The 20,732-nt window shown below is 72.7% G+C and carries 24 protein-coding genes and 2 pseudogenes; 6 read left to right on the top strand and 20 right to left on the bottom strand.

Annotation, left to right across the window (positions count from 1 at the left end; translation table 11 throughout):
* Positions 1-237 precede the first annotated feature (237 nt).
* The 7 genes from BJF79_RS65305 to BJF79_RS06590 all read right to left on the bottom strand — a co-directional run bounded on the left by BJF79_RS65305 (position 238) and on the right by BJF79_RS06590 (position 4,717).
* Entirely contained in the window at positions 238-1,494 is a 1,257-nt protein-coding gene (locus BJF79_RS65305; protein WP_316043288.1) for a bifunctional class I SAM-dependent methyltransferase/N-acetyltransferase, read from the bottom strand.
* Positions 1,495-1,630: 136 nt separating this feature from the next.
* Entirely contained in the window at positions 1,631-1,885 is a 255-nt protein-coding gene (locus BJF79_RS58720; protein WP_262401625.1) for a hypothetical protein, read from the bottom strand.
* A gap of 14 nt (positions 1,886-1,899) precedes the next feature.
* Positions 1,900-2,865 carry an RNA polymerase sigma factor gene (locus BJF79_RS06610; RefSeq protein ID WP_262401624.1) on the bottom strand — a complete coding sequence of 322 codons (966 nt, stop codon included), beginning with the start codon at positions 2,863-2,865 and terminating at the stop codon, positions 1,900-1,902.
* Between the two features lies 1 nt (position 2,866).
* The gene (locus BJF79_RS06605; protein ID WP_262401623.1) at positions 2,867-3,265 is read right to left on the bottom strand and encodes a YciI family protein; all 399 of its coding nucleotides are present in this window, start codon (positions 3,263-3,265) and stop codon (positions 2,867-2,869) included.
* Positions 3,266-3,346: 81 nt separating this feature from the next.
* A complete protein-coding gene (locus BJF79_RS06600; RefSeq protein WP_143219746.1) occupies positions 3,347-3,808 on the bottom strand; it encodes a hypothetical protein in 462 nt (153 codons plus the stop codon).
* Positions 3,805-4,083, bottom strand: coding sequence for a hypothetical protein (locus tag BJF79_RS06595; protein WP_075895476.1), 279 nt, complete (start codon positions 4,081-4,083; stop codon positions 3,805-3,807). Before BJF79_RS06595 ends, BJF79_RS06600 begins: the two co-directional genes overlap by 4 nt.
* Before the next feature lies 1 nt (position 4,084).
* Complete coding sequence (locus tag BJF79_RS06590; RefSeq protein ID WP_075895475.1) at positions 4,085-4,717, bottom strand: RNA polymerase sigma factor; 633 nt, start codon at positions 4,715-4,717, stop codon at positions 4,085-4,087.
* 417 nt (positions 4,718-5,134) lie between these two features.
* Between BJF79_RS06590 and BJF79_RS06585 the strand changes: the two genes are divergently transcribed.
* Complete coding sequence (locus tag BJF79_RS06585) at positions 5,135-5,743, top strand: TenA family protein (RefSeq protein ID WP_075895474.1); 609 nt, start codon at positions 5,135-5,137, stop codon at positions 5,741-5,743.
* 11 nt (positions 5,744-5,754) lie between these two features.
* On the opposite strand, the gene BJF79_RS06580 is transcribed toward BJF79_RS06585, so the two are convergent.
* Entirely contained in the window at positions 5,755-6,348 is a 594-nt protein-coding gene (locus BJF79_RS06580; RefSeq protein ID WP_075895473.1) for a TetR/AcrR family transcriptional regulator, read from the bottom strand.
* A gap of 78 nt (positions 6,349-6,426) precedes the next feature.
* Between BJF79_RS06580 and BJF79_RS06575 the strand changes: the two genes are divergently transcribed.
* Complete coding sequence (locus BJF79_RS06575) at positions 6,427-6,864, top strand: VOC family protein (RefSeq protein WP_075895472.1); 438 nt, start codon at positions 6,427-6,429, stop codon at positions 6,862-6,864.
* On the opposite strand, the pseudogene BJF79_RS06570 reads toward BJF79_RS06575, so the two are convergent.
* Both BJF79_RS06570 and BJF79_RS06565 read right to left on the bottom strand, forming a co-directional pair.
* A pseudogene (locus BJF79_RS06570) lies at positions 6,825-7,915 on the bottom strand (alkene reductase). The gene BJF79_RS06575 and the pseudogene BJF79_RS06570 overlap by 40 nt on opposite strands.
* Before the next feature lie 32 nt (positions 7,916-7,947).
* A complete protein-coding gene (locus tag BJF79_RS06565; protein WP_075895471.1) occupies positions 7,948-8,331 on the bottom strand; it encodes a RidA family protein in 384 nt (127 codons plus the stop codon).
* Positions 8,332-8,430: 99 nt separating this feature from the next.
* On the opposite strand from BJF79_RS06565, the gene BJF79_RS06560 reads away from it, so the two are divergent.
* The gene (locus BJF79_RS06560; protein WP_075895470.1) at positions 8,431-8,904 is read left to right on the top strand and encodes a MarR family winged helix-turn-helix transcriptional regulator; all 474 of its coding nucleotides are present in this window, start codon (positions 8,431-8,433) and stop codon (positions 8,902-8,904) included.
* 24 nt (positions 8,905-8,928) lie between these two features.
* Here BJF79_RS06560 and BJF79_RS06555 read toward each other — a convergent pair whose 3' ends face one another.
* The 3 genes from BJF79_RS06555 to BJF79_RS06545 form a co-directional block, all read right to left on the bottom strand.
* Entirely contained in the window at positions 8,929-11,226 is a 2,298-nt protein-coding gene (locus BJF79_RS06555; protein WP_075895469.1) for a heavy metal translocating P-type ATPase, read from the bottom strand.
* 13 nt (positions 11,227-11,239) lie between these two features.
* Positions 11,240-12,100: a hypothetical protein gene (locus tag BJF79_RS06550; RefSeq protein WP_316043285.1), complete on the bottom strand. Its 861-nt coding sequence runs from the start codon at positions 12,098-12,100 to the stop codon at positions 11,240-11,242.
* 107 nt (positions 12,101-12,207) lie between these two features.
* Positions 12,208-12,414 (bottom strand): heavy-metal-associated domain-containing protein, encoded by a 207-nt coding sequence (locus tag BJF79_RS06545; RefSeq protein ID WP_075895468.1) that lies wholly within the window; start codon positions 12,412-12,414, stop codon positions 12,208-12,210.
* Between the two features lie 342 nt (positions 12,415-12,756).
* Between BJF79_RS06545 and BJF79_RS06540 the strand changes: the two genes are divergently transcribed.
* Positions 12,757-13,620: an Fpg/Nei family DNA glycosylase gene (locus tag BJF79_RS06540; RefSeq protein ID WP_075895467.1), complete on the top strand. Its 864-nt coding sequence runs from the start codon at positions 12,757-12,759 to the stop codon at positions 13,618-13,620.
* On the opposite strand, the gene BJF79_RS57050 is transcribed toward BJF79_RS06540, so the two are convergent.
* The 4 genes and pseudogenes from BJF79_RS57050 to BJF79_RS06525 form a co-directional block, all read right to left on the bottom strand.
* A complete protein-coding gene (locus BJF79_RS57050) occupies positions 13,613-14,083 on the bottom strand; it encodes a GNAT family N-acetyltransferase (protein ID WP_187356964.1) in 471 nt (156 codons plus the stop codon). The two genes, BJF79_RS06540 and BJF79_RS57050, sit on opposite strands and share 8 nt — an antisense overlap.
* An 18-nt stretch (positions 14,084-14,101) precedes the next feature.
* Positions 14,102-14,446 (bottom strand): annotated as a pseudogene (locus BJF79_RS57045) (phosphotyrosine protein phosphatase); the annotation flags it as partial.
* Between the two features lie 46 nt (positions 14,447-14,492).
* A complete protein-coding gene (gene arsB / locus BJF79_RS06530; protein WP_316043284.1) occupies positions 14,493-15,563 on the bottom strand; it encodes an ACR3 family arsenite efflux transporter in 1,071 nt (356 codons plus the stop codon).
* Positions 15,560-15,949, bottom strand: a complete 390-nt coding sequence (locus BJF79_RS06525; RefSeq protein WP_075895464.1) for an ArsR/SmtB family transcription factor — start codon at positions 15,947-15,949, stop codon at positions 15,560-15,562. Before BJF79_RS06525 ends, arsB begins: the two co-directional genes overlap by 4 nt.
* Before the next feature lie 71 nt (positions 15,950-16,020).
* On the opposite strand from BJF79_RS06525, the gene BJF79_RS06520 reads away from it, so the two are divergent.
* A complete protein-coding gene (locus BJF79_RS06520) occupies positions 16,021-16,461 on the top strand; it encodes an ArsI/CadI family heavy metal resistance metalloenzyme (RefSeq protein ID WP_075895463.1) in 441 nt (146 codons plus the stop codon).
* A gap of 367 nt (positions 16,462-16,828) precedes the next feature.
* Here BJF79_RS06520 and BJF79_RS06515 read toward each other — a convergent pair whose 3' ends face one another.
* Entirely contained in the window at positions 16,829-17,398 is a 570-nt protein-coding gene (locus tag BJF79_RS06515) for a TIGR03086 family metal-binding protein (protein ID WP_075895462.1), read from the bottom strand.
* Between the two features lie 64 nt (positions 17,399-17,462).
* Between BJF79_RS06515 and BJF79_RS06510 the strand changes: the two genes are divergently transcribed.
* Positions 17,463-18,206, top strand: a complete 744-nt coding sequence (locus tag BJF79_RS06510) for a helix-turn-helix domain-containing protein (protein WP_262401622.1) — start codon at positions 17,463-17,465, stop codon at positions 18,204-18,206.
* 98 nt (positions 18,207-18,304) lie between these two features.
* Here BJF79_RS06510 and BJF79_RS06505 read toward each other — a convergent pair whose 3' ends face one another.
* Together BJF79_RS06505 and BJF79_RS06500 are read right to left on the bottom strand one after the other, a co-directional pair.
* On the bottom strand, positions 18,305-19,666 hold the full coding sequence (locus BJF79_RS06505) for a M20/M25/M40 family metallo-hydrolase (RefSeq protein ID WP_075895461.1): 1,362 nt from the start codon (positions 19,664-19,666) through the stop codon (positions 18,305-18,307).
* 113 nt (positions 19,667-19,779) lie between these two features.
* Positions 19,780-20,670, bottom strand: a complete 891-nt coding sequence (locus tag BJF79_RS06500; protein ID WP_262401621.1) for an SAM-dependent methyltransferase — start codon at positions 20,668-20,670, stop codon at positions 19,780-19,782.
* Positions 20,671-20,732: the final 62 nt, after the last annotated feature.

Here is a 20,732-nt window from a genome sequence, read left to right as displayed (position 1 = left end):
TTGAGCGGGCTCTTCGTGATGTCCTCGAAGCTACGGAGGCCGGTCATGACCGGGCATCCGTCAGATGACTGGGCCGACCGACCGGCCCGTGCACCACTCTGAGACCTCGATATTGGTTGAGGTCAACCCCGCAGCCTCGGCCCGCTCGGCGAGGTGCTCATAGGTGCTGCCGTCCGACCTCGGATGACCGGGCGGCGGGCCGGTGCGGCCCGCCGCCCGGTCACGAGGACACGAGGATCAGACGCCGAACGGCGCCGCGTAGCGGATGACGCCGCCCGGCACCGGACGCGACGCGTCCAGTCCGAGCGCCATCAGCGCGTCGTCCGGCGCGTCGAACGCCGCGCGGATCCCGTACGCGGACGCGCGCTCGAACCCGAACCGGGGGTAGTACTCGGGATGCCCGAGGACCACCACCAGGTTCTCGCCCATCGCCCGCGCCGCGTCGAGCCCGCCCGGATCGCGGCCGCCCCGGCGCCCCGCCGCTGGGCGTCGGGCGCCACCGCGACCGGCGCGAGCGCCAGCGGCGGGCTCGTCGCCGACGTGGCAGCGCGTGAACAGCGCGTGCCCGGCGACGCGGCCGTCCGGTGCCCCGGCGACCACCGACAGGCCGGGAATCCACGCCGCGGTGTCGGCGCGCAGCGCGTCGACCAGCGCGGATTCCTCCGCCGTGGGGAAGGCCGTCCGGACGATCTCGCGGATGACGTCCACGTCGGCGGGCGTCTCGGTGCGGGTCGTCCAGGCGGTGGCCGGCCGGTCGACCGGCCGCAGGACATATCCGGTGTACCGGTAGTCCTCGCCGTGCGCCCGGCGCAGCGCGATCTCCTCGCGGGTCCCAGCGACGGCCTCGGCCATGCCGGGCCGCGACAGGTCGGCCGCCCCGATCCGCTCCTCCAGCGGGGTGTAGTACTCCTCCCACCAGTCGGTTTCGGGCAGCGGCAGCCGCGCGACCACCTCGTACCCGGCGGCCCGGACGATCGCGGCGTTCTCCTCCGCCGTGCGCACCGGGTAGACGGGCTCCCACCAGGCGCGGGCCTGCGGGGACGGCTCGTCGGCGGCCCACTCGATCTCGGTGACGACGACGACGCCGTCCGGGGCCAGCAGCCGGCGCCACCCGCGCAGCGCGGCGTCCAGCCCGATGTTGTAGACCGCGCTCTCGCTCCAGACCAGGTCGAAGACCTGGTCGGGGAAGGGGAGCCGGTCCATGGAGCAGCACATCGCGCGGACGCGGTCGTGCACGCCCTGCCGCTCGGCGGCGTCCAGGAGCTCCAGCAGGAACGGACGGTACAGGTCGACGGCGTCGACCCGCGCGTTCGCCTCGGCGGCCAGCACCAGCGCCGCCCGGCCCGGGCCGCTGCCCGCGTCGAGCGCGCGCGGCGCGCCGGGACCCGGCCCCGCGAGCGACAGCAGCCGCCGGGTGGTGGCGTCGGAACCGGGGCCCTGCCTGGGCAGCCCGTGGTGCAAGGCGAGCAACGCCTCGATGACAGTCTGAGACAACTGAAAGACCTCGAAAGGACTGGGGCCCGAATGGCCTGATGTCAGACCTGAGCCCAGGAAGTAAGGACGACTGAGGTACCGCGCACGGCAGTCATCAACTCACCTCCTCCTTTCGTTGCGCCCGACCCTACCAGAATCACCTGGCCTCGACAGCGTCGAGCATCCGCCGCAGCAGCGCCCGCTCGCGGTCGGTCTCGGCGAGCCCGATGGCCTCCCGGTACGCCTCCGCCGCCTCGGTGAGACGGCCGAGGCGGCGGAGCAGGTCCGCGCGGGCGGCCGCGTACGGGTGGTAGCCGCGCAGCCGAGGCTCGCCCGCCAGCTCGTCCAGCAGCGCCAGCCCCGCCTCCGGCCCGTCGCGCATCGCCACCGCCGCCGCCCGGTTCAGCGCCACGACGGGCGACGGCGTCAGCGCGAACAGGACGTCGTACAGCGCGACGATCTGCGGCCAGTCGGTGGACGCGACGTCCGGTGCCTCGTCGTGCAGCGCGGCGATCGCGGCCTTGCAGCCCCGTACGGGCCGGGCGCGCCGCCGGTCAGCGACTCCTCCGCCAGCCCGCGCCCCTCGTCGATGAGCGCGCGGTCCCAGCGCGCCCGGTCCTGCTCGTCCAGCAGGAGCAGGCCGCCGTCCGGGGCGAGCCGCGCCGCGTGCCGCGCGTGCGTGAGCAGCAGCAGCGCGAGCAGCCCCGCGGTCTCGCGCTCGTCCGGCAGCAGCCGGTGCAGGATGCGGGCGAGCCGCACCGCCTCCTCCGCGAGGTCGCCGCGGGCCGCGGCGTACCCCTCGGTGAAGATCGAGTAGAGGACCTGCAGGACGCCCGGCAGCCGCGCGGGCAGCTCGTCCGGTCCGGGCACCCGGAACGGGATCCGGGCCGTGCGGATCCGGTGCTTCGCCCGGACGATCCGCTTCGCCATGGTCGCCGTCGGGACGAGGAACGACCGCGCGACCTCGGGCGTCGTCAGGCCCGCGAGGCAGCGCAGCGTGAGCGCCGTCCGGTCCTCGGCGTCCAGCGCCGGATGCGCGCACGTGAAGAACAGCTGCAGCCGCTCGTCCGGGAGCCCGCCGCCCGGATCCGCCGCCGGGACGGGCCCGGCGCGCTCCGCCTCCACCTGCAGGAGCGCGAGGCGCGCCGCGTACGCCTTGTCGCGCCGCAGCCGGTCGACGGCCCTGCGCCGCGCCGTCGTCATCAGCCAGGCGCCCGGGCTCGGCGGAACCCCCCGAACGGGCCAGTGGACGAGGGCCGCCTCGATCGCGTCCGAGGCGACCTCCTCCGCCAGGTCGAGGTCCCCGAACCGCCGGACGAGCGCGGCCAGCAGCAGCCCCCGCTCCTCCCGGAAGATCGCCTCCACCGAGGCCCGGGCGTCCGGTCCGGTCATGTCAGTACTCGTCGGTCACCGGACGGACGACGATGGAGCCGTCGCGGGCGCCGGGGCAGCGCGCGGCCCAGTCGAGCGCCGCGTCCAGGTCGGGCACGTCGATCACGTAGTACCCGCCGAGCACCTCGCGGGCCTCGGCGAACGGCCCGTCCGTCGTGATGACCCGCTCGCCGTCGGCGGTGACCCGGACCTTCGTCGCGGTGGTCAGGTCGGCGAGCGCGTGCGACGCGACGACGACGCCCGCGCCCTGGATCTGGTCGTCGAACTTCTGCCAGTCCGCGAACTCGCAGACGGCCTGCGCCTCCGCCTCCTCCGCGCTGTCCGCCGGGCCGGCGTTGATCAGCAGCATGTACTTCATGGTGTTCGCTCCCGTGTTGTGTTCGCCGTACGCCCTGTCCACGAACGGGACCTCACCATATGGACACCCGGCCCGAACTTTTTTCTTCCAGGCCCGCGACCACGGGTTCGGCGACCTCGCCGCCTAGTCCCGCCGGTTGTCGCCGTTGCTCCGGGGAAGCGGGCCGTTGCGGGTCTTCTGCCCGTTCGCCCGTTCTTCCGCCCGGGGGTTCGCGTTCTCGTTCGGGCCCGTGGGGAGGTCGCTGGGGCGTCCGGGGGACGGCTTCACCGCGTGCTCGGGCGGCCCGGTGGTCGCGGAGGGGGGAGACGGCGGCTTCGCGCTCGGCGACCGCCCGCGTCCGGCGTCCGTCCGGGGCGGTCCGGCGCGGTGACCGGGTCGGGTTCGGTCGCCGGGGCGGACGAGCGCGTGTTCGGGCTCGACAGCGCGGTCGGGGCGACCGGCTGGTCGTGCCGTCCGGGCGCATTCGGGTCGGTGATGGAGGGCGCCGGCCGGGGGGACGGTATCGCGTTGTTCGTCGTGTCCGGGGAAGTTCCCGGTGATCGTCGCGTACGCGACGCCGCCGAACAGGGCGACGGACACGGTCACGACCACGGCCTTGACCGTGACGAACCGCCGCAAGACGGACCGTCGTGGACGGGCGGGGGCGGCGACCGGCCGGACAGGTGCGGCAGCCGCCGCGGCGGCCGAACGCGCCGCGGCGGCGTCCTCCCCGGCCGGGCGGGCGGCGCGTCCGGTCTCGGGCGGGGCGCCGCGTCGAGCAGTGCGCGCAGTGCGGCGTGCCGCCCGGCCGGGGCGGAACCGGACAGGAGCAGTTCGGCGGTCCGGCGGTTCGGCCGCCCGGACCCGCGGTCGTCGTTCATCTCACCCCTTCAGCGCCGGTACCGCCGCTTTTGTCACCCTGCAGCAGGGGAAGCGCGCCCGGCCGCTCCGGCCCCACCGCGGACGCGTCCGCCGCGAGCCGGTCGGCGAGCGCCGCAGCCCCCGGTACGCGGCCGTCCGGACCGCGCCGGGACGCTTGCCGACCACCTTCCCGGCGGTCTTGGCGTCCAGCCCCACCACCACCCGCAGCAGCACCGCCTCGGCCTGGTCGGGGGGCAGTTCGGCGATCAGCCGCAGCGCGTCCCGGGTGGCGATGCCGTCCAGCGCGTCCGCCTCGGTGTCGCCGTCGGACGCCAGCGCGGCGAGCGCCTCGTCGGGCAGGTCGGCGGCGGGCCGCCGGGAGGTGCGGCGCAGATGGTCCAGGGCCCGGTAGCGGGTGATCGTCGCGGTCCAGCCGCGGAAGCCGTCCAGGTCGCCGCGGAAGCCGGGCAGGTCCCGGGCTATCTGCAGCCACGCCTCCGACGTCACGTCCTCGGCGTCCGTGCCGACGAGCGCGGCGGCGAACCGGATCAGCCGGGGGTGCACGTCGCGGTACAGCAGTCGGAAGGACGGCTCGTCGCCGTCCTGCGCGCCCCGCAGGGCGCGGCTCAGTTCGGCGTCCCGCTCGGGGGGCACCGTCCGCGACTTCCTTGTCACTCGCAGCATTGTGCAGGGATTTCGCCTGCGCAGGCGGGACTTCGGGGATTTTCCGGGGCCGTTTCGGGCCATCCACCGGCCTTTGGGGCGGCGGGGAACCGTGTGACGCGAGGTGGACCAATCCCGGGGCGGTCCGGAGGCGGTCCCGAGGCGGATCCGCGGATCGCCGGACGGGCCCGGGAACAATCCCCGGGGTCCCGTCAGTTATACGAGGCAGCCGATGTGCCTGGTGTCCCCGGGCCTCACCTATTGCCTTCACGGAATACCGTTCGGCTGGAGCCGTGTTGTGCCTTTCGCCGAGAGGCGACCCCACACATCGGTGTTCGATCGGGGCCCCGGCCGGACCGCACCGTCCGGCGGGGCCCCGATCCATGCCGTCCATGGGACGATTCGGGCATGAGTCTTGCGGCGCACCTGGAAGAACTCGGCCGTCCGCTGGTCGACGAGCAGCTCCGGCACCCGACCGTGGCGGGAATCGCCCGCGGCGACCTCGACGAGGCGGTGTTCCGCTCCTGGCTCGAACAGGACTACCTCTACCTCCTCGACTACGTACGCGTCTTCTCCCGCCTCGCCTGGCAGGCCCCGGACGCGCACCTCGGCGACCTCGTCGACCTGGCGCACTCCACCTTCCACGAAGAGCTGTCGCTGCACCGCTCGCTGTCCGCCGAGTTCGGCGCCGACCTCGGCGGCGCGAAGAAGGGCCCGGCCTGCGCCGCCTACAGCGAGTTCCTGCTGGCGAGCGCCGCCTCCTACACCGACGGCCTCGCCGCCCTCTATCCCTGCATGTGGGGATATTCCACCCTCGGCCTGCGTCTCGCCGAGAACCCGCCCGCCGAGCCCCGCTACCGCCGCTGGGTCGACACCTACGCCGACCCCGGCTTCGCCGCCCTCACCCGCCGCTGCGCGCAGATGATCGACGAGTCCGGCGCCGACCCCGAGCGCGCCGAACGCTTCTTCCTCGAAGGCATGCGCCACGAGCTGGCCTTCTGGGACGTCCCCCGCTGATCGGACGGCGGTCAGCGGGCGCGGAACGCCTCCAGCATCCGCGCGAGCGCGGCCCACGCGTCGTCCAGGTCGCGGTCCGGCCGCGCGGATCCCGCCAGCCACAGGGCCGCCTCGTTCATCGCGCCGGACAGCAGGTGCGCGAGCGGCTCGACCGGACACGGCGCGATCGTGCCGCGCTCGACGAGATCGGTCAGCGCGTCGACGAGGTGCCGGGCCGACGCCCCCTCGTCCATCGCGCGCCACTCGCTCCATCCGAGCACCGCCGGGCCGTCCACCAGCATGATGCGCTGGACGCCCGGCGCGGTGCTCGCCGTCAGGAACGCCTTGCATCCGGCCAGTAGCCGCGCCCACGGATCGTCCTCGGCGTCGGCGGTCGCGGCGACCCGTGCCGCGACCTCGCCCTGCACCTCCGCCAGCACCGCGCGGAACAGGTCGGCCTTCCCCTCGAAGTGGTGGTAGAGCGCTCCCTTGGTGACCCCGGCGGCGCGCACGATCTCCGCGAGCCCCACCGCCCCGTAGCCGCGCTCGGCGAACAGCGGCCTGCTCTCGCGCAGCAGCGTCCGCCGGGTCTGCTCGCGTTGCCTGCTCCGTACGCCGCCGTCCATTCCGCCCCCACGTTGACATACCGATGGTACGTCAATAGCGTACCTTCACATACCGTCGGTATGTGAAAGGACGTTGCCATGCGGCTGACCAGCTTCTATCCGGTGATCTGCAGCTCCGACATCGGGAAATCCCGCGACTTCTACACCGGGCTGCTCGGGTTCGAACCGACCTTCGAGGCGGACTGGTACGTCAGCCTGCGGCGGCCCGGCCCGCCCGCGTACGAACTGGCGCTCCTCGACCACGCGCACCCGACGCTGCCCGCGGCGTACCGCGCGCCCGTCCGGGGACTGCTGCTCAACTTCGAGGTCGAGGACGTCGACGCCGAATGGGACCGGCTCGTCGTCCGCGGCGGCCGCGCCCCCGAACTGCCGCTGCGCGACGAGGACTTCGGCCAGCGCCACTTCATCGTCGCCGACCCGGACGGCGTCCTGATCGACGTCATCACGCCGATCGCCCCGACCGGCGAGTTCGCCGATCAGTACGCCGGAACCGACGCCCCGGCCAGTGCCGGATAGTCGGTGTAACCCTCCGCGCCGCCGCCGTAGACCCGCCGGGGATCGTGCGTCGCCAGCGGCGCGTCCGCGGCGAACCGCCGCGGGAGGTCGGGGTTGGCGATGAACAGGCGGCCGAACGAGAAGACGTCCGCCAGGCCGGCGGCGACCGCCTCCTCCCCGGCCCGCCGCGTCGTCGGCTCGGGCCCGTTGAAGTTGCCGATCAGCGTGCCCGACCAGCGCGGCCGCAGGTCGGCGAGCGCCCCGTACGTCCCGCGCTCGATGACGTGCAGGTAGGCGAGGCCGCGCGGTTCGAGGGCGGCCACGAGCGCCCGGTACGTACCCCGCGGATCCTGCTCGGCGATCTCGTTCTCCGGGTTGCCGGGTGAGATCCGCAGGCCGACCCGCTCCGGCCCGACCGCGTCCGCGACGGCCTCGACGCGTCGAGCGCGAACCGGAGCCGTCCGGACCGCGAGCCTCCGAACCGGTCGGTGCGCCGGTTCGTGTTCTCGGCGAGGAACTGCTGGATCAGGTACCCGTTCGCGCCGTGGACCTCGACGCCGTCGAACCCCGCGCGGATCGCCGCCCGCGCCTCGTTCGCGAAGTCCGCGATCGTCGTCTCCGCCTCGGCGGTCGTCAGCGGGCGCGGGACGACGTGCGGGACGAGGCCGTCCCGGGTGAAGATCGGCGCCGATCCGATCCGGACGGCCGACGGCGCGACGGGCGTCGCACCGTCCGGGAGCGTCACGGGATGCGTCATCCGCCCGACGTGCCAGAGCTGCGCGAAGATCCGCCCGCCCGCCGCGTGCACGGCGCCGGTCACCGCGCGCCAGCCGTCGACCTGCGCGTTCGTCACCAGGCCGGGGACGCCGGGGCCGCCCTTGCCGAGCGGGTTCGGGTAGATCCCCTCGGTGACGATCAACCCGGCCCCGGCCCGTTGCGCGTAGTACTGGGCGGTCGGCGGGCCCGGGACGCCCGTCGCGTCGTCCGCCCGCCCGCGCGTCATCGGCGCCATCGCGATCCGGTTGGGGAGGTCGAGGTGCGGCCCGGTGTAGGGGCGCAGGAGGTCGCTCATGGTGTCTGCCCTTCCTTCTTCGGCGGCGGGGTTCAGCGGGCGACGGCGGTGGCTTCGACCTCGATGCGCCAGTCGGGCTGCGCGAGCGAGGAGACTTCGAGGAGCGTGTCGGCGGGGTAGGGCTCGCTGAGGAACTCCTCGCGGAGCTTGATGACGTCGTCCAGGTCGGCGGCCATGTCCCGCACGAAGATGCCGATCTTGACGACGTCGGTGAGGTCGGCTCCGGCCTCGTTCAGCACGCGCCGCACGTTCCGGAACGCCTGCCTGCCCTGTTCGAGGAAGCCGCCGGGGACCGTCCGGCCCTGCTCGTCGATGCCCGCCTGGCCGGAGACGTAGATGACGCCGCCGGCCCTGATGGCCTGCGAGATCTTGTAGGGCTCGTACCAGTCGGGGGTCGTGGCGATGCGCTCGATCATGTCCGCTCCTTAGATGCATGCACCTACATGTTTTGTAGGTGCATGCATATTTGCAACGGCGGTACGCTGATGTCAAGACGGGAACCGGGGTGACGGAGAATGCGGACGGACGGCCTGCGCTGGGACGGCCTGCGCTGGGACGGCCTGCGCTGGGACGGCATCGTGACCCTGCACGGGCGCGTCGAGCAGCGGATCGCCAAGGCGCTCCAGCGGCGGCACGGCATCGGGCTCTCCGAGTACCGGGCGCTGTGCCGGCTCGTCGACGCCGACGACGGCGAACTGCGCATGCAGGAACTGGCCGACCTCATCGGCCTCAACCAGAGCTCGGTCAGCCGGCTCGTCACCCGGCTGGAGAACGCCGGGCTGACCAGGCGCGACCACTGCCCCGCCGACCGCCGCGGCGTCTACACGCAGATCACCGGCGAGGGCCGGGCCGTGCAGGACAAGGCGTCCCCGACCTACCACGCGGAGCTCACCGAGGCGCTCGACGAGGCCGCCGCCGACCCCGCGCTCGCCCCGCTCGTCCACCTGCTCCGCACCCGGTGGACGCGGCGAGCGCGAGGCCCTCGATGAGGGACCGCGCGCTCGCGGAGGCGATCAGCCCGCCGGCACCTTCGGACGCTGCGGCGCCGCGGCCGCCGGAACCGGCCCGTCGTCGTCGGCGAGCGCCTTGAACCCGCGCAGCCGCAGGCTGTTGCTCACCACGAACACCGAGGAGAACGCCATCGCCCCGCCCGCGATCATCGGGCTGAGCAGCCCCGCCGCCGCCAGCGGCAGCGCGGCCACGTTGTAGGCGAACGCCCAGAACAGGTTCCCCTTGATCGTCCGGAGCGTGCGCCGCGACAGCCTGATCGCGTCCGCCGCCGCCCGCAGGTCGCCGCGCACCAGCGTCAGGTCCGACGCCTCGATCGCCGCGTCCGTGCCGGTGCCCATCGCGAGCCCCAGGTCGGCCTGGGCGAGCGCCGCCGCGTCGTTCACGCCGTCCCCGACCATCGCGACCGTCCGGCCCTCGTCCTGCAGCCGCTTGACGACGTCGACCTTGTCCTTCGGCAGGACGTCCGCGATGACCTCGTCGATCCCGACGGTGTCCGCGACCGTCCGCGCGACGGCCTCGTTGTCGCCGGTCAGCAGCACCGGCCGCAGCCCGAGCGCGCGCAGCCGCCGCACCGCCTCCGCCGACGTCGGCTTCACCTCGTCCGCGACGGTCAGGACCGCGCGCGCCGCACCGTCCCAGCCGACCGCGACCGCCGTGCGGCCGAGCGCCTGCGCGTCCGCCATCGCCGCCTCCAGCTCGGGCGTCAGCTTCTGCGACCACTCCGCGAGGAGCTGCGGACGGCCGACGAGCACGCCGTGCCCGTCCACCATGCCCTGGACGCCCAGGCCCTCGACGTTCGCGAAGTCCTCGACCGTCCCGAGTTCACCGGCCCGCTCCCGCGCGCCCCGCGCGATGGCCTGCGCGATCGGGTGCTCCGAGGCGTCCTCCAGCGCCCCCGCCAGCCGGAGCGCCTCCCGGTCGTCCACGCCGTCGGCCGTGACGACGTCCACCAGCGCCATCTTCCCCGTCGTGACCGTGCCGGTCTTGTCGAGGACGACCGTGTCGATCGTCCGCGTCGACTCCAGCACCTCCGGGCCCTTGATCAGGATCCCGAGCTGGGCGCCGCGGCCCGTTCCGACCATGAGGGCGGTCGGGGTGGCCAGGCCCAGCGCGCACGGGCAGGCGATGATCAGTACCGCGACCCCCGCGGTGAACGCGGCCGCCGTACCCGCGCCCGTCCCGATCCAGAAGCCCAGCGTCGCGACGGCCAGCGCGATCACCACCGGCACGAAGATCCCCGAGATCCGGTCGGCGAGCCGCTGCACCCGCGCCTTGCCGGTCTGCGCGTCCTCGACGAGCCGCGCCATCTGCGCGAGCTGCGTGTCCGAACCGACCCGCGTCGCCCGCACCAGCAGCCGTCCGCCCGCGTTCACCGTCGCGCCCGCGACCGTGTCGCCCGGGGCGACCTCCACCGGCACCGACTCGCCCGTCAGCAGCGACGCGTCCACCGCGGACGAGCCCTCCTCGACCGTCCCGTCGGTGGCGATCTTCTCGCCGGGACGGACGACGAAGACGTCTCCGACCTGCAGGCTCTCGACCGGGATCCGCTCCTCGCGGCCGTCCCGGACGACCGACACCTCCTTCGCGCCGAGCTCCAGCAGCGCCCGCAGCGCCGAGCCCGCCCGCCGCTTGGACCGCGCCTCGAAGTAGCGGCCCGCGAGGATGAACGCGATGACGCCCGCCGCGGCCTCCAGGTAGATGTTCATCGAGCCGTCGGTACGGGTCATCGAGAACTCGAAACCGTGCTTGATGCCCGGTTCGCCGGCCGTCCCGAAGAACAGCGCCCACAGCGACCAGGCGAACGCGGCGAGCGTCCCCATCGAGACGAGCGTGTCCATCGTCGCGGCGCCGTGCCGCAGGTTCGTCCACGCCGCCCGGTGGAACGGCCACCCCGCGTACACCACGACGGGCGCGGCCAGCGTCAGCGACAGCCACTGCCAGTACTCGAACTGCAGGGCCGGGACCATCGCCATCGCGATCACCGGCACCGCGAGCACCACCGAGGTGAGCAGCCGCTGCCGCAGCGGCGCCAGCTCGTCGACCGGCTCGGGCGCATCGGCCGCCGCCTCCGGCGGAGGCGGCAGTTCGGCGGTGTACCCCGTCTTCTCGACCGTTGCGATCAGGTCGTCCGGGGACACGTCCCCGGTGAACTCGACCCGCGCCTTCTCCGTCGCGTAGTTGACGGTCGCGGTCACGCCTTCCATCCGGTTGAGCTTCTTCTCGATGCGGGCGGCGCACGAGGCGCACGTCATCCCGCCGATCGCCAGCTCGACCCGCCCGGATTCCGCACCGGTAGTCATCGCCCCTCCTTCGTCAGTGCGTGTGGCCGTGGCCATCGTCGGGTGTTTCGCTCTCGCGCGGCTCGGGCGCGGCTGGAACCGCGCCCTGCCCCGCGTACACGGTGAACTCGGCCGTCCTGACCTCGTCGCCGTGCTTGAAGTCCAGGTAGAGCCGGTAGGCGCCCGCGCTCGGGGCCTCGGCGAAGAACGTGATCCCCGGCCCCGGCTTCGTCTCGCCGTCGCCCGGCTCGCCGTCCGGGTGGACGTGCAGGTAGGCGAGGTCGCCCGCGCGGAGCGCGACCAGGTGCCCGTAAGCCTCCAGGTACGGCTGGAGGTCGGTGACCGGCTCGCCGTCCTTGCGGCCGACGCTCAGCGTCAGCTCGCTGCTCTCGCCCGGGACGAGCGTGCCCGCGAGCCGCACCTCGTAGCCGTCCACCTTCGCCACCTGCTCCGGCTCGGGCAGCGGCACCGGCTTCAGGTCGCCGGGAACGCTGATGTCGGTCCCCAAGGTGTACTGGCGATCGGCACCGACCGGCTTGAAGTCGGTGAAGAACCGGTAGACGCCCGCGTCCGGCAGGGTCAGCGGAACGGTCCAGACGCCCCCCGCCAGCGTCGGGTGCAGATGCTGGAACCCCGACAGGTCCCGGCGCGCGACGATCAGGTGCAGCCGCTTGCCGTGCAGCGGCTCGAACCCGGTGACGGGCTTGCCGTCCGGACCGTTGATCGTGAAGGAGAAGTTCGTCTTTTCCCCGGCCTCAAGGGTCGACCGCCGAGGTGCCAGCGTGTACCCGTCCTCCGAAACCTGGAGCCCGCCCGGAGCCTGCGTACTCGCGGCGGTCCCGCCCGCGTGCCCGCCGCCGTGCCCGTGGCTCTCCGTCTCCGGGGCCGCGCCCACGGGACCGGTGACGTTACCGGCCCCGAGGGCGCGCCGAAGACGGCGGCCAGGCCCAGAGCGTAGGCCCCCAGCTTGGTCGCGGTGTTCATGACCGTTCACTCCGTCCGTTATGCCTTGAGTTCGTAACCGGCTTCGTCGACGGCGGCCCGGATGAGCTCGACGTCGACGGGTCCCTCGCTCGTCACGGTCACGGTGCCGGACTGCAGGTCGACGTCCACGTTCGTGACGCCCGCGACCCCGCCGACTTCCTCCGTGACCGCGCTGACGCAGTGCCCGCAGGTCATCCCGGCGACGGTGTAGGTGCTGGTGCTCATCTCGGAACCTCTCTCTCGATTACCCCTGGGGGGTATCTGGCGTTCGCCATGCTGCCATAACCGGACACCGCTGACAACCCGTACCCCCTAGGGGTTATTTCGAGATCCGCGCCACACTGGACGACACTCCGCGCGCGCGCCGAAAACAGGGGTCCCACGGCGAAAGTTATCCACAGCCTGTGTGCACAACCGGTCGGCCCTTCCCCTGCGATATGTCGGTGTTTGTGGACGTATCGCCGCCGCTGGCCCGTCCCACAGGGCCGATCGCCAAGTTATGCACAGGGTTATCCACAGCCATCCACAGGGGTGTGGACGAGCACCGCCATCACCGATACTGGTCCCATGCCCGAGTTGCCAGAGGTCGAGGCGCTGACCGGCTTCCTGCGCGAACGCGCGGTCGGCCGGGCCGTCGCCCGCGTCGATGTTCTCGCCATCTCCGCGCTCAAGACCTACGACCCGCCGGTGACCGCCCTCGGCGGCCTGACGATCACGAACGCCGCCCGGCACGGCAAGTTCATCGACCTCGACGTCGACGGCGTCCACCTGGTGATCCACCTCGCCCGCGCCGGCTGGCTCCGCTGGCGCGACGAGGTCCCCACCAGACCCGCCCGCCCGTCCGCCAAGAACCCGCTCGCCCTCCGCCTCCACCTCGACGACGGCTCCGGCTTCGACCTCACCGAGGCCGGCACGAAGAAGGGCCTCGCCGTCTACGTCGTCCGAGACCCCGCCGACGTCCCCGGCATCGCCGCCCTCGGCCCCGACCCCCTGGACGAGACGTTCACCCCGGAGGCCCTGCGCGAGATCGTCACGGGCAAACGCACCCAGATCAAGGGCCTCCTACGCGACCAGAAGGTCATCGCGGGCATCGGCAACGCCTACTCCGACGAGGTCCTGCACGCCGCCCGCATGTCCCCGTTCAAGATCGCCGCCACCCTCGACGACACCGACGTCGCCACCCTGCACGACGCGATCGTCTCGACCCTGCGAGACGCCGTCGAACGCTCCCGCGGCCTCGAAGCCCAGGACCTCAAGGGCGAGAAGAAGACCGGCCTCCGCGTCCACGGCCGAACCGGCGAGAAATGCCCCGTCTGCGGCGACACCGTCCGCGAGGTCTCCTTCGCCGACTCGTCCCTCCAGTACTGCCCCACCTGCCAGACCGGAGGCAAACCCCTGGCCGACCGCCGCATGTCCAGGCTGCTCAAATGACGGGGCTGCGCCTCTCCAGCAGCACCACGTCCCGCCACGTCCCATGGTGGCGGCCGACCCGCTCACGAACGCCGATCGTCCGGAACCCGGCCTTCCGATGCAGGGCGAGGCTGGCGGCGTTCTCCGGGAAGATCCCGGCCTGGACGGTCCAGACACCCGCCGCCTCCGTCGAGGCGAGGAGCGCCCGCAGCAGAGCCAGCCCGACGCCGCGCCCCCGCGCCCGTGGGTGCACGTAAAGGGAAAGCTCGACGACCCCGGCGTAGACGCACCGTTCGGACACCGCACTGACCGCCGCCCACCCGAGCACATCGTCCCGCTCGTCGAGGGCGACCAGCCGATGCTCCGCGAGCTTGGCCGCGTCGAACTCGTCCCAGCCCGGCGCGGCGGTCTCGAAGGTGGCGTCGCCCTCGTCGATCCCCGCCCGGTAGATCGCCAGCACCTGATCTGCGTGCTCGACCCCCATCGGGACGATCCGCACCGCGTCCGCACCGAGATCGTCGAGCAGGGCGCGCACCCGCCGCTCGATCTCGTCCCGGATCGGCCGGACGGCCGCAACGCCTTGCCCGGCGGGGTCCGCGAGATCCCAGTCGAGGTAGCGCTTGCCGGGGAAGACCGGACACGCGTCACCGCACCCCATGGTCACGCACACGTCCGAGACCCGGACCGCGTCGGCCGTCAGCACCTTCGGCACTTCGGCGGAGACGTCGATACCGACCTCGGCCATCGCCTCCACCACCGCCGGGTTCACCTCCTCCGCCGGCGCCGACCCGGCGGACCGCACATCGACCGCGCCACCGGACGCCCGGGCGAGGAACGCCGCCGCCATCTGCGACCTCCCCGCGTTGTGGACGCACACGAACAGGACACTCGGCTTATCCGACACGAACCGGCTCCCTCTCCGACGCGGCGAAGCGACGCCGCCAGGCCAGCGACACGTACACGAGACCGACCAGCACCGGGACCTCGATGAGCGGCCCGACGACCCCCGCGAGCGCCTGCCCCGAGGCGGCCCCGAAGGTGGCGATGGCCACGGCGATGGCGAGCTCGAAGTTGTTGCCCGCCGCGGTGAACGCCAGCGTCGCGGTCCGGTCGTAGGCGAGGCCGATGGCCCTGCCGAACGCGAACGTCCCGAACCACATGATGGCGAAGTAGGCCAGCAGCGGCAGGGCGATGCGCGCGACGTCCCACGGGCGAGCGGTGATCGTCGCGCCCTGGAGGGCGAACAGGACGACGATCGTGAACAACAGGCCGTACAGCGCCCACGGCCCCAGCCTCGGCAGCACCCGCTCCTCGTAGCGCTCCCGGCCGAGCCGCCGCTCGCCGACCCGGCGGGTGAGATACCCCGCGGCGAGCGGGACGCCCAGGAACACCAGCACGTTGACGGCGATCCCCCACGCGGAGACGTCGAGGCCCCGCCCCTCGCCGAGCCCCAGCCATCCGGGCAGCAGATCCAGGTAGAACCACCCGAGCAGCCCGAACGCGAGCACCTGGAACACCGAGTTGAGCGCGACGAGGACCGCGGCGGCCTCCCGGTCGCCGCAGGCGAGGTCGTTCCAGATGATGACCATGGCGATGCAGCGCGCCAGGCCCACAATGATCAGACCGGTCCGGTAGTCGGCCTGGTCGGCCAGGAACACCCAAGCCAGGACGAACATCACGGCAGGCCCCACGACCCAGTTCGCCACCAGCGAGGCGGCCATGAGCCGCCGATCGCCGGTCACGGCGTCCAGCCGGTCATAACGGACCTTGGCCAGCACCGGATACATCATCACCAGCAGCCCGACCGCGATCGGCAGCGAGATCCCGCCGACCTCCACCGCGGCCAGCCACCCGCCCAGGCCCGGCACCAGACGTCCGATCCCGAGCCCGGCCGCCATCGCCGCCAGGATCCACACCGCGAGGTACCGGTCGGTGAACGAGAGCCGCACGGGAGACGCCGTCACGCGCACCCGTCCGACGGCAGCGGCGGCCCGCCGGGCCGGGTCAGGATGTTCGCCAGCCGGTCGGTCGTCTCCGGAACCAGCCGGTAGTACACCCAGGTGCCCCGCCGCTCCCCGTCGATCAGACCGGCCTCGCGCAGCAGCTTCAGGTGGTGGGAGATCGTCGGCTGCGCCAGCTCGAACGCGGGCGTCAGGTCGCACACGCACACCTCCCCGCCCGCGCGCGAGGCGATCATCGACAGGAGCCGGAGCCGCACCGGATCGCCCAGCGCCTTGAACACCCGCGCCAGCTCGGCCGCCTCGTCCGTCGTGAGCGGGGCGGACAGCAGGCCGGGGCAGCAGCCGCCCACGCCGTCCTGTCCGAGGACGGGCAGCTCTTGTTTCGACATGCGTCTATATTGACGCCCCTCGATGCAGCGTGCAACTCTGGATAGAGAAACTTCGATACAGGGAGGCTGTCATGGCCCGTGTCCAGCTCGCACTGCGCGTCGCCGACCTCGACGCGTCGATCGCGTTCTACTCCAAGCTGTTCGGCACCGAGCCCGCCAAGGTGCGGCCCGGCTACGCCAACTTCGCCATCGCGACCCCGCCGCTCAAGCTCGTCCTCCTCGAAGGAACCGAGGACGAGCCGACCCGCCTGGACCACCTCGGCGTCGAGGTCGAGACCACCGACGAGGTCGCCGCCGCCGCGACCCGCCTCGCCGACGCCGATCTCGCCACGTTCGAGGAGAACGACACGTCCTGCTGCTACGCGCTCCAGGACAAGGTGTGGGTCACCGCCCCCGGCACCGAGCCGTGGGAGGTCTACACGGTCAAGGCCGACGCCGACACCCTCGGCAGGAGCGCCGAGCCCGGCGAACCGGCCACGGCCGGAACCGCCTGCGCCTGCGGCCCCAACTGAACGCCGAAGCTCGCAGCTCCGTCCGGCGGCCGGCCGTCCAGCCAGGCCACCAGGAGCGTGCTGGTTCCCGCGTTCTGCCGGGCGAACCGCCGAGCATGGTGGGAGGCGGCGCCTGGGGACGGCAGGCGCTCTTCCAGAGCATCCAGATCGTCTTGGCGGCAGGCCGCGATGTGCATGGGCATCATGATGCTGTCGCGTCCGGCCCCGAGGCGAGGCATTTGCCGCTCGGCCCGGCCGGAACCGCCTCCATCAACTCGGCGCCGCGCCGATCGCCGATCGGCGACCCCCGGCGGTCCGTCTCGACCGTCCGGCCCGGCGGACGGTCGAGACTCTCAGACGCGCGTTCCAGACCCGACTTCGGGACTCGCTACGCCCAGGCGGGGTCACGGCCGGTCAGGCCGAGGATGCGGTCGAGAAGGGGGGCGTCGGCCGGTACCGCGACCTCCGGCCCGTACATGCCCATCTCCCGCCCCTGCTCCACGTTGGCGAACACCGCGTCGTGCAGATGCGTCAGCAGGTCGGCGGGCAGTTCCAGCCGCTGCCCGGTCGCGACCGCGAGGTCCCAGCCGTGCAAGGCCAGCTCGCCGACGATCATGTCGCCCAGGACGGGCGCGGGCAGCATGTGCGGAGTGCCCATGCTCGTCTCGCCCTCCCAGGCGCTCGGCGGCGCCCACGACGACGTGATGTCGTCCAGCAGGGCGAGCAGGCTGCCACGCCAGTCGCCGGCCGCCAGGTCGACATCGGACTCGGCGGCCGCGGGCTGCGGGACGGACTCCTTGCGGCCGCCGCCGGCGAGCGACGGGCCCCAGAACAGCAGGTGGTTGATCAGTGCCCGCACGTCGTACTCCGTGCACGGAGTCTTGTCGGCGAGCTGGTCGTCGGTGATGGTGCGGGCGACCGCGGCCACGGCCGCGGCGGCATTGGACAGATGCGACATGGCAGCGACGCTAGGCGGCCCGGGCGGGAGGGGTATTGAACAAAGGCGACATACACTCTGCCGCGTGGAGCGGGACGTTCGTGAGCTGCGGAGTGCGTGGACCAGGTACCAGCGCCACACGTTCCACAGCCCGTCTCCGGCGCTCGCGCCATGGGTGGAGCGGTACTGGGAGGCCCGCTGGGACTACGCCGAGCCCTACCGGCAGAAGATCGTGCCGTACCCGAACGTGCACCTGTCGTTCGGCGGCGGCCGCGCGTACGTCAACGGCGTGTGCAGCGGCTACCAGATCAAGGTCCTCGAAGGGCGCGACCACGCCTTCGGCGTCGCGTTCCGGCCGGGCCGCTTCCGCCCGTTCCTCGGTGCGTCCGTCTCGACGATCACCGACCGCGTCGTCCCGGCGACCGAGGTGTTCGGACCGGACCTGCCGACGACGCTCGACGTGCCGACCGTGGACGCGTTCCTGCTGAGGCACCTGCCGGACGACGACCCCCGGGCGAGTCGGGCGATGGCCTCCGTCGAGATGATCGCCGAGGACAAGGCCGTGACCAGGGTCGAACACCTCGCCGGTGAGCTGGGGCTGAGCGTACGGGGAGTGCAGCGGCTTTTCGCGGAGTACGTCGGCATCGGCCCCAAGTGGGTGATCCGCCGTTACCGCCTGCACGAGGTGACCGCACGCATGGCCGCCGGCGGGACGATCGACTGGGCGGCGCTGGCGGCGGACCTCGGCTACGCCGACCAGGGCCACTTCATCCGCGACTTCAAGGGCATGTTCGGCGAGCGGCCGACCTGGTACGCGCAGCGGTACTAGCACGTGCCCGGAAGTCCGGTGCCTCGCGGCGTCCGACGCCGTGCCGCCGCGAGCCGTCCGACGGGCCGCCGCCCGGCCGGGGCCGGGCGGCGGCCGGATCACTTGCGGCGGGCCACGTCGTAGGCGGCGCAGCCGATCAGTTCGAGGGAGACCTGGAGGCGCTGCAGGCTGATGTTCTGCGCGATCGTGTCCTCGGGGGTGTGGTAGATCGGTTCGAGCCGGCTGGGCGCCTCGCCGCCGCGCCAGCTGAAGTTGCCCGCGGGGATCCCGCGCTCGTAGAAGGCTTCGTGGTCGCTGGAGCCGCGGGCGGTCGGGCCCTCGGCCTGGTCGGCGTAGCCGAGGCGGCGGGCGGCGGCGTTCACCGCCGTGGTGGTGGTGTTGTCCGCTCCGTCCACGGACAGCAGCCAGTACGTGCCCGCGGGCGGGTGGCTGGTGGCGACCATGTCGTTCTGGAAGCAGCCGGTGATCTGTGCGACGCCCGTCTCGTCGAGCCCCTTCACGTAGTGCCGGGCACCGATCAGGCCGTACTCCTCCGAGCCCCACAGGCAGATGCGGATCGCCTGCTGGGTGGGCAGGCGCCGCAGGACGCGCGCCAGTTCCAGGCACAGGACGGTTCCGCTGCCGTCGTCGTTGGCGCCGGGCGACCCGGGGACGCTGTCGTAGTGCGCGCTGACGATGACGGCCTTGCCATCGGGGTTGGGCAGCGACGACTTCCGCTCGGCCAGGACGTTGTACGAGGTCAGCCCGGAGTGGTGGGTGACCTCGAAGGACAGCCGGCGGGCGCCCGCGCGGATCCGCTCGCCGTGGTACTCGGCCAGGCCCAGCACCGGGATCGTGACGGTTTCCGTCAGGTTCGGGGTGAAGGAGCCGGGTTTGCGTTCGGGGTAGGTCTCCGAGCGGGCGTTGACGATGAGCACCGCCTCGGCTCCTGCCGCGGCCGCGGCTTTGGCCTGGTCGGTCTCCTTGTCGGTCACGCGGTCGAACAGGACGAGCTTGCCGCGTGCGTCGCTCGTGACCTCGGTGGTGCGGCCGGCGTCCACGACCGTGCCGTCCGCGGCGGCGACGGCGCCCTGCGGGGAGGCGCTGCACTGCCAGAGCCGCTCGCCCCGGGCGCGGATCTCCGCCAGGTACTTGTCGGCGACCGGGAAGGGCTGGAGTTCGACGTCGTAGCCGAGGTCGCGCAGGACCCCGGCGATGTAGCGGGCGGCGCGGTGCTCGGAGCGGGTGCCGGCGATGCGCCAGCCGATCTCGTCGCTGAGCACCCGCAGGTGCCGCAGCGCCCTGCGGGCGTCGACGCGGGCGACCACGGCCCGGTCGCCGACGGTGAGGGAGGGGGGCAGGGCGGCGCCGGGGCGCCGCCGGGTCGCGGCGGTGGCCGTTCCGGGGAGCAGGCCGACGGTCGCGAACCCGGCGAAGGCCGCGGCACCGGCCAGCAGGTCGCGTCGTTTGACCTCGGACATGGGGCCTCCTCATGAGAGGACGGCCGTGCCCGCCGGCTCGGATCTCGAGTCGGTGGCGGGCGACGGCAGGACGAAAGGCGGGCCCCGATGTCGGGGAATCTAGGAAATTTCCCCTACGCCGACAAGATCAACCCGACGCTCCGTAACCGAATCGTTGCCGATTTCTCAGGGCTTGCGGAGGATGCCGCCGTATTCGTGGATGGCGGGCTCCATCGTCGAGCGGCCCACGTACTTCTGGAGTTCGGCGGGGACGGGTGCGAGGGCGGGCTGGTCGGGATCGGGGCGCCAGTCCTTGACGTTGCCCAGGCCGGGGTCGACGCGGGGCAAGTCGGGGAGGATGTCCTCGACCTCTTGCAGGGAGCGCAACTGCATGGGCATGCCCGCGGCGTGAAGCCCGCGTTCATCGCGGCGCGCTGCTCGTCGGGGTCGCAGACCATCTGGCTGAACGCGAGGTGGCTGCCGGGGACGGCACGGCCGATGATCTCGCCGAGGACGCGGCGCGGGGCGTCGTCGTCCGTCAGGTGGTGGCCGACCGAGAGGAAGAGCAGGCCGAGGGGTTCGTCGAAGTCGATCAGGCGCTGCAGGGCGGGTTCGGCGAGGAGCGCGTCCTGGTCGCGGAAGTCGGCCTGGATCATGGTCGTGCTGTCGTCGGTGGCGAGGAGGGCGCGGCCGTGCGCGAGGACGATCGGGTCGTTGTCCACGTAGACGACGCGGGACTCGGGGGCGAGGCGCTGGGCGACCTGGTGCACGTTGTCGTTGGTCGGCAGCCCGCAGCCCATGTCGAGGAACTGCCGGATACCGGCCTCTTCGGTCATGTACCGGACGGCACGGTAGAGGAACCGGCGGTTCTCCCGGGTGATGTCCACGCCGGAGTGGAACTGTTCGAGCATCCCGATGGTGAACCGGCGGTCGACTTCGAAGTTGTCCTTGCCGCCCAGCATCCACCCGTACGTCCGCGCCGAGGTCGGCACGTTCTCGGGGATCTCTACCTGCTCGTCGGCCATCGCTCTGCCCTCCCGAAGATCGAACACTACCGGCTCTAGAAACGATCTTCGGGAGGAAATGT

The organism is Actinomadura sp. CNU-125 (assembly GCF_001942465.1).
Lineage (GTDB): Bacteria > Actinomycetota > Actinomycetes > Streptosporangiales > Streptosporangiaceae > Spirillospora.
Note: the sequence above shows the minus strand (reverse complement) of the source record. Positions and strands in the feature narration are given on the sequence as shown.

Bases quoted from the DNA above. Each gene is read 5' to 3' on its own strand.
- BJF79_RS06610 (WP_262401624.1), bottom strand. From the start codon at position 2,865: ATGACCGGACCGGACGCCCGGGCCTCGGTGGAGGCGATCTTCCGGGAG.
- BJF79_RS06595 (WP_075895476.1), bottom strand. From the start codon at position 4,083: ATGAACGACGACCGCGGGTCCGGGCGGCCGAACCGCCGGACCGCCGAA.
- BJF79_RS06585 (WP_075895474.1), top strand. From the start codon at position 5,135: ATGAGTCTTGCGGCGCACCTGGAAGAACTCGGCCGTCCGCTGGTCGAC.
- BJF79_RS06580 (WP_075895473.1), bottom strand. From the start codon at position 6,348: ATGGACGGCGGCGTACGGAGCAGGCAACGCGAGCAGACCCGGCGGACG.
- BJF79_RS06575 (WP_075895472.1), top strand. From the start codon at position 6,427: ATGCGGCTGACCAGCTTCTATCCGGTGATCTGCAGCTCCGACATCGGG.
- BJF79_RS06565 (WP_075895471.1), bottom strand. From the start codon at position 8,331: ATGATCGAGCGCATCGCCACGACCCCCGACTGGTACGAGCCCTACAAG.
- BJF79_RS06560 (WP_075895470.1), top strand. From the start codon at position 8,431: ATGCGGACGGACGGCCTGCGCTGGGACGGCCTGCGCTGGGACGGCCTG.
- BJF79_RS06555 (WP_075895469.1), bottom strand. From the start codon at position 11,226: ATGACTACCGGTGCGGAATCCGGGCGGGTCGAGCTGGCGATCGGCGGG.
- BJF79_RS06545 (WP_075895468.1), bottom strand. From the start codon at position 12,414: ATGAGCACCAGCACCTACACCGTCGCCGGGATGACCTGCGGGCACTGC.
- BJF79_RS06540 (WP_075895467.1), top strand. From the start codon at position 12,757: ATGCCCGAGTTGCCAGAGGTCGAGGCGCTGACCGGCTTCCTGCGCGAA.
- BJF79_RS57050 (WP_187356964.1), bottom strand. From the start codon at position 14,083: ATGGGGGTCGAGCACGCAGATCAGGTGCTGGCGATCTACCGGGCGGGG.
- BJF79_RS06525 (WP_075895464.1), bottom strand. From the start codon at position 15,949: ATGTCGAAACAAGAGCTGCCCGTCCTCGGACAGGACGGCGTGGGCGGC.
- BJF79_RS06520 (WP_075895463.1), top strand. From the start codon at position 16,021: ATGGCCCGTGTCCAGCTCGCACTGCGCGTCGCCGACCTCGACGCGTCG.
- BJF79_RS06515 (WP_075895462.1), bottom strand. From the start codon at position 17,398: ATGTCGCATCTGTCCAATGCCGCCGCGGCCGTGGCCGCGGTCGCCCGC.
- BJF79_RS06505 (WP_075895461.1), bottom strand. From the start codon at position 19,666: ATGTCCGAGGTCAAACGACGCGACCTGCTGGCCGGTGCCGCGGCCTTC.
- BJF79_RS06500 (WP_262401621.1), bottom strand. From the start codon at position 20,670: ATGGCCGACGAGCAGGTAGAGATCCCCGAGAACGTGCCGACCTCGGCG.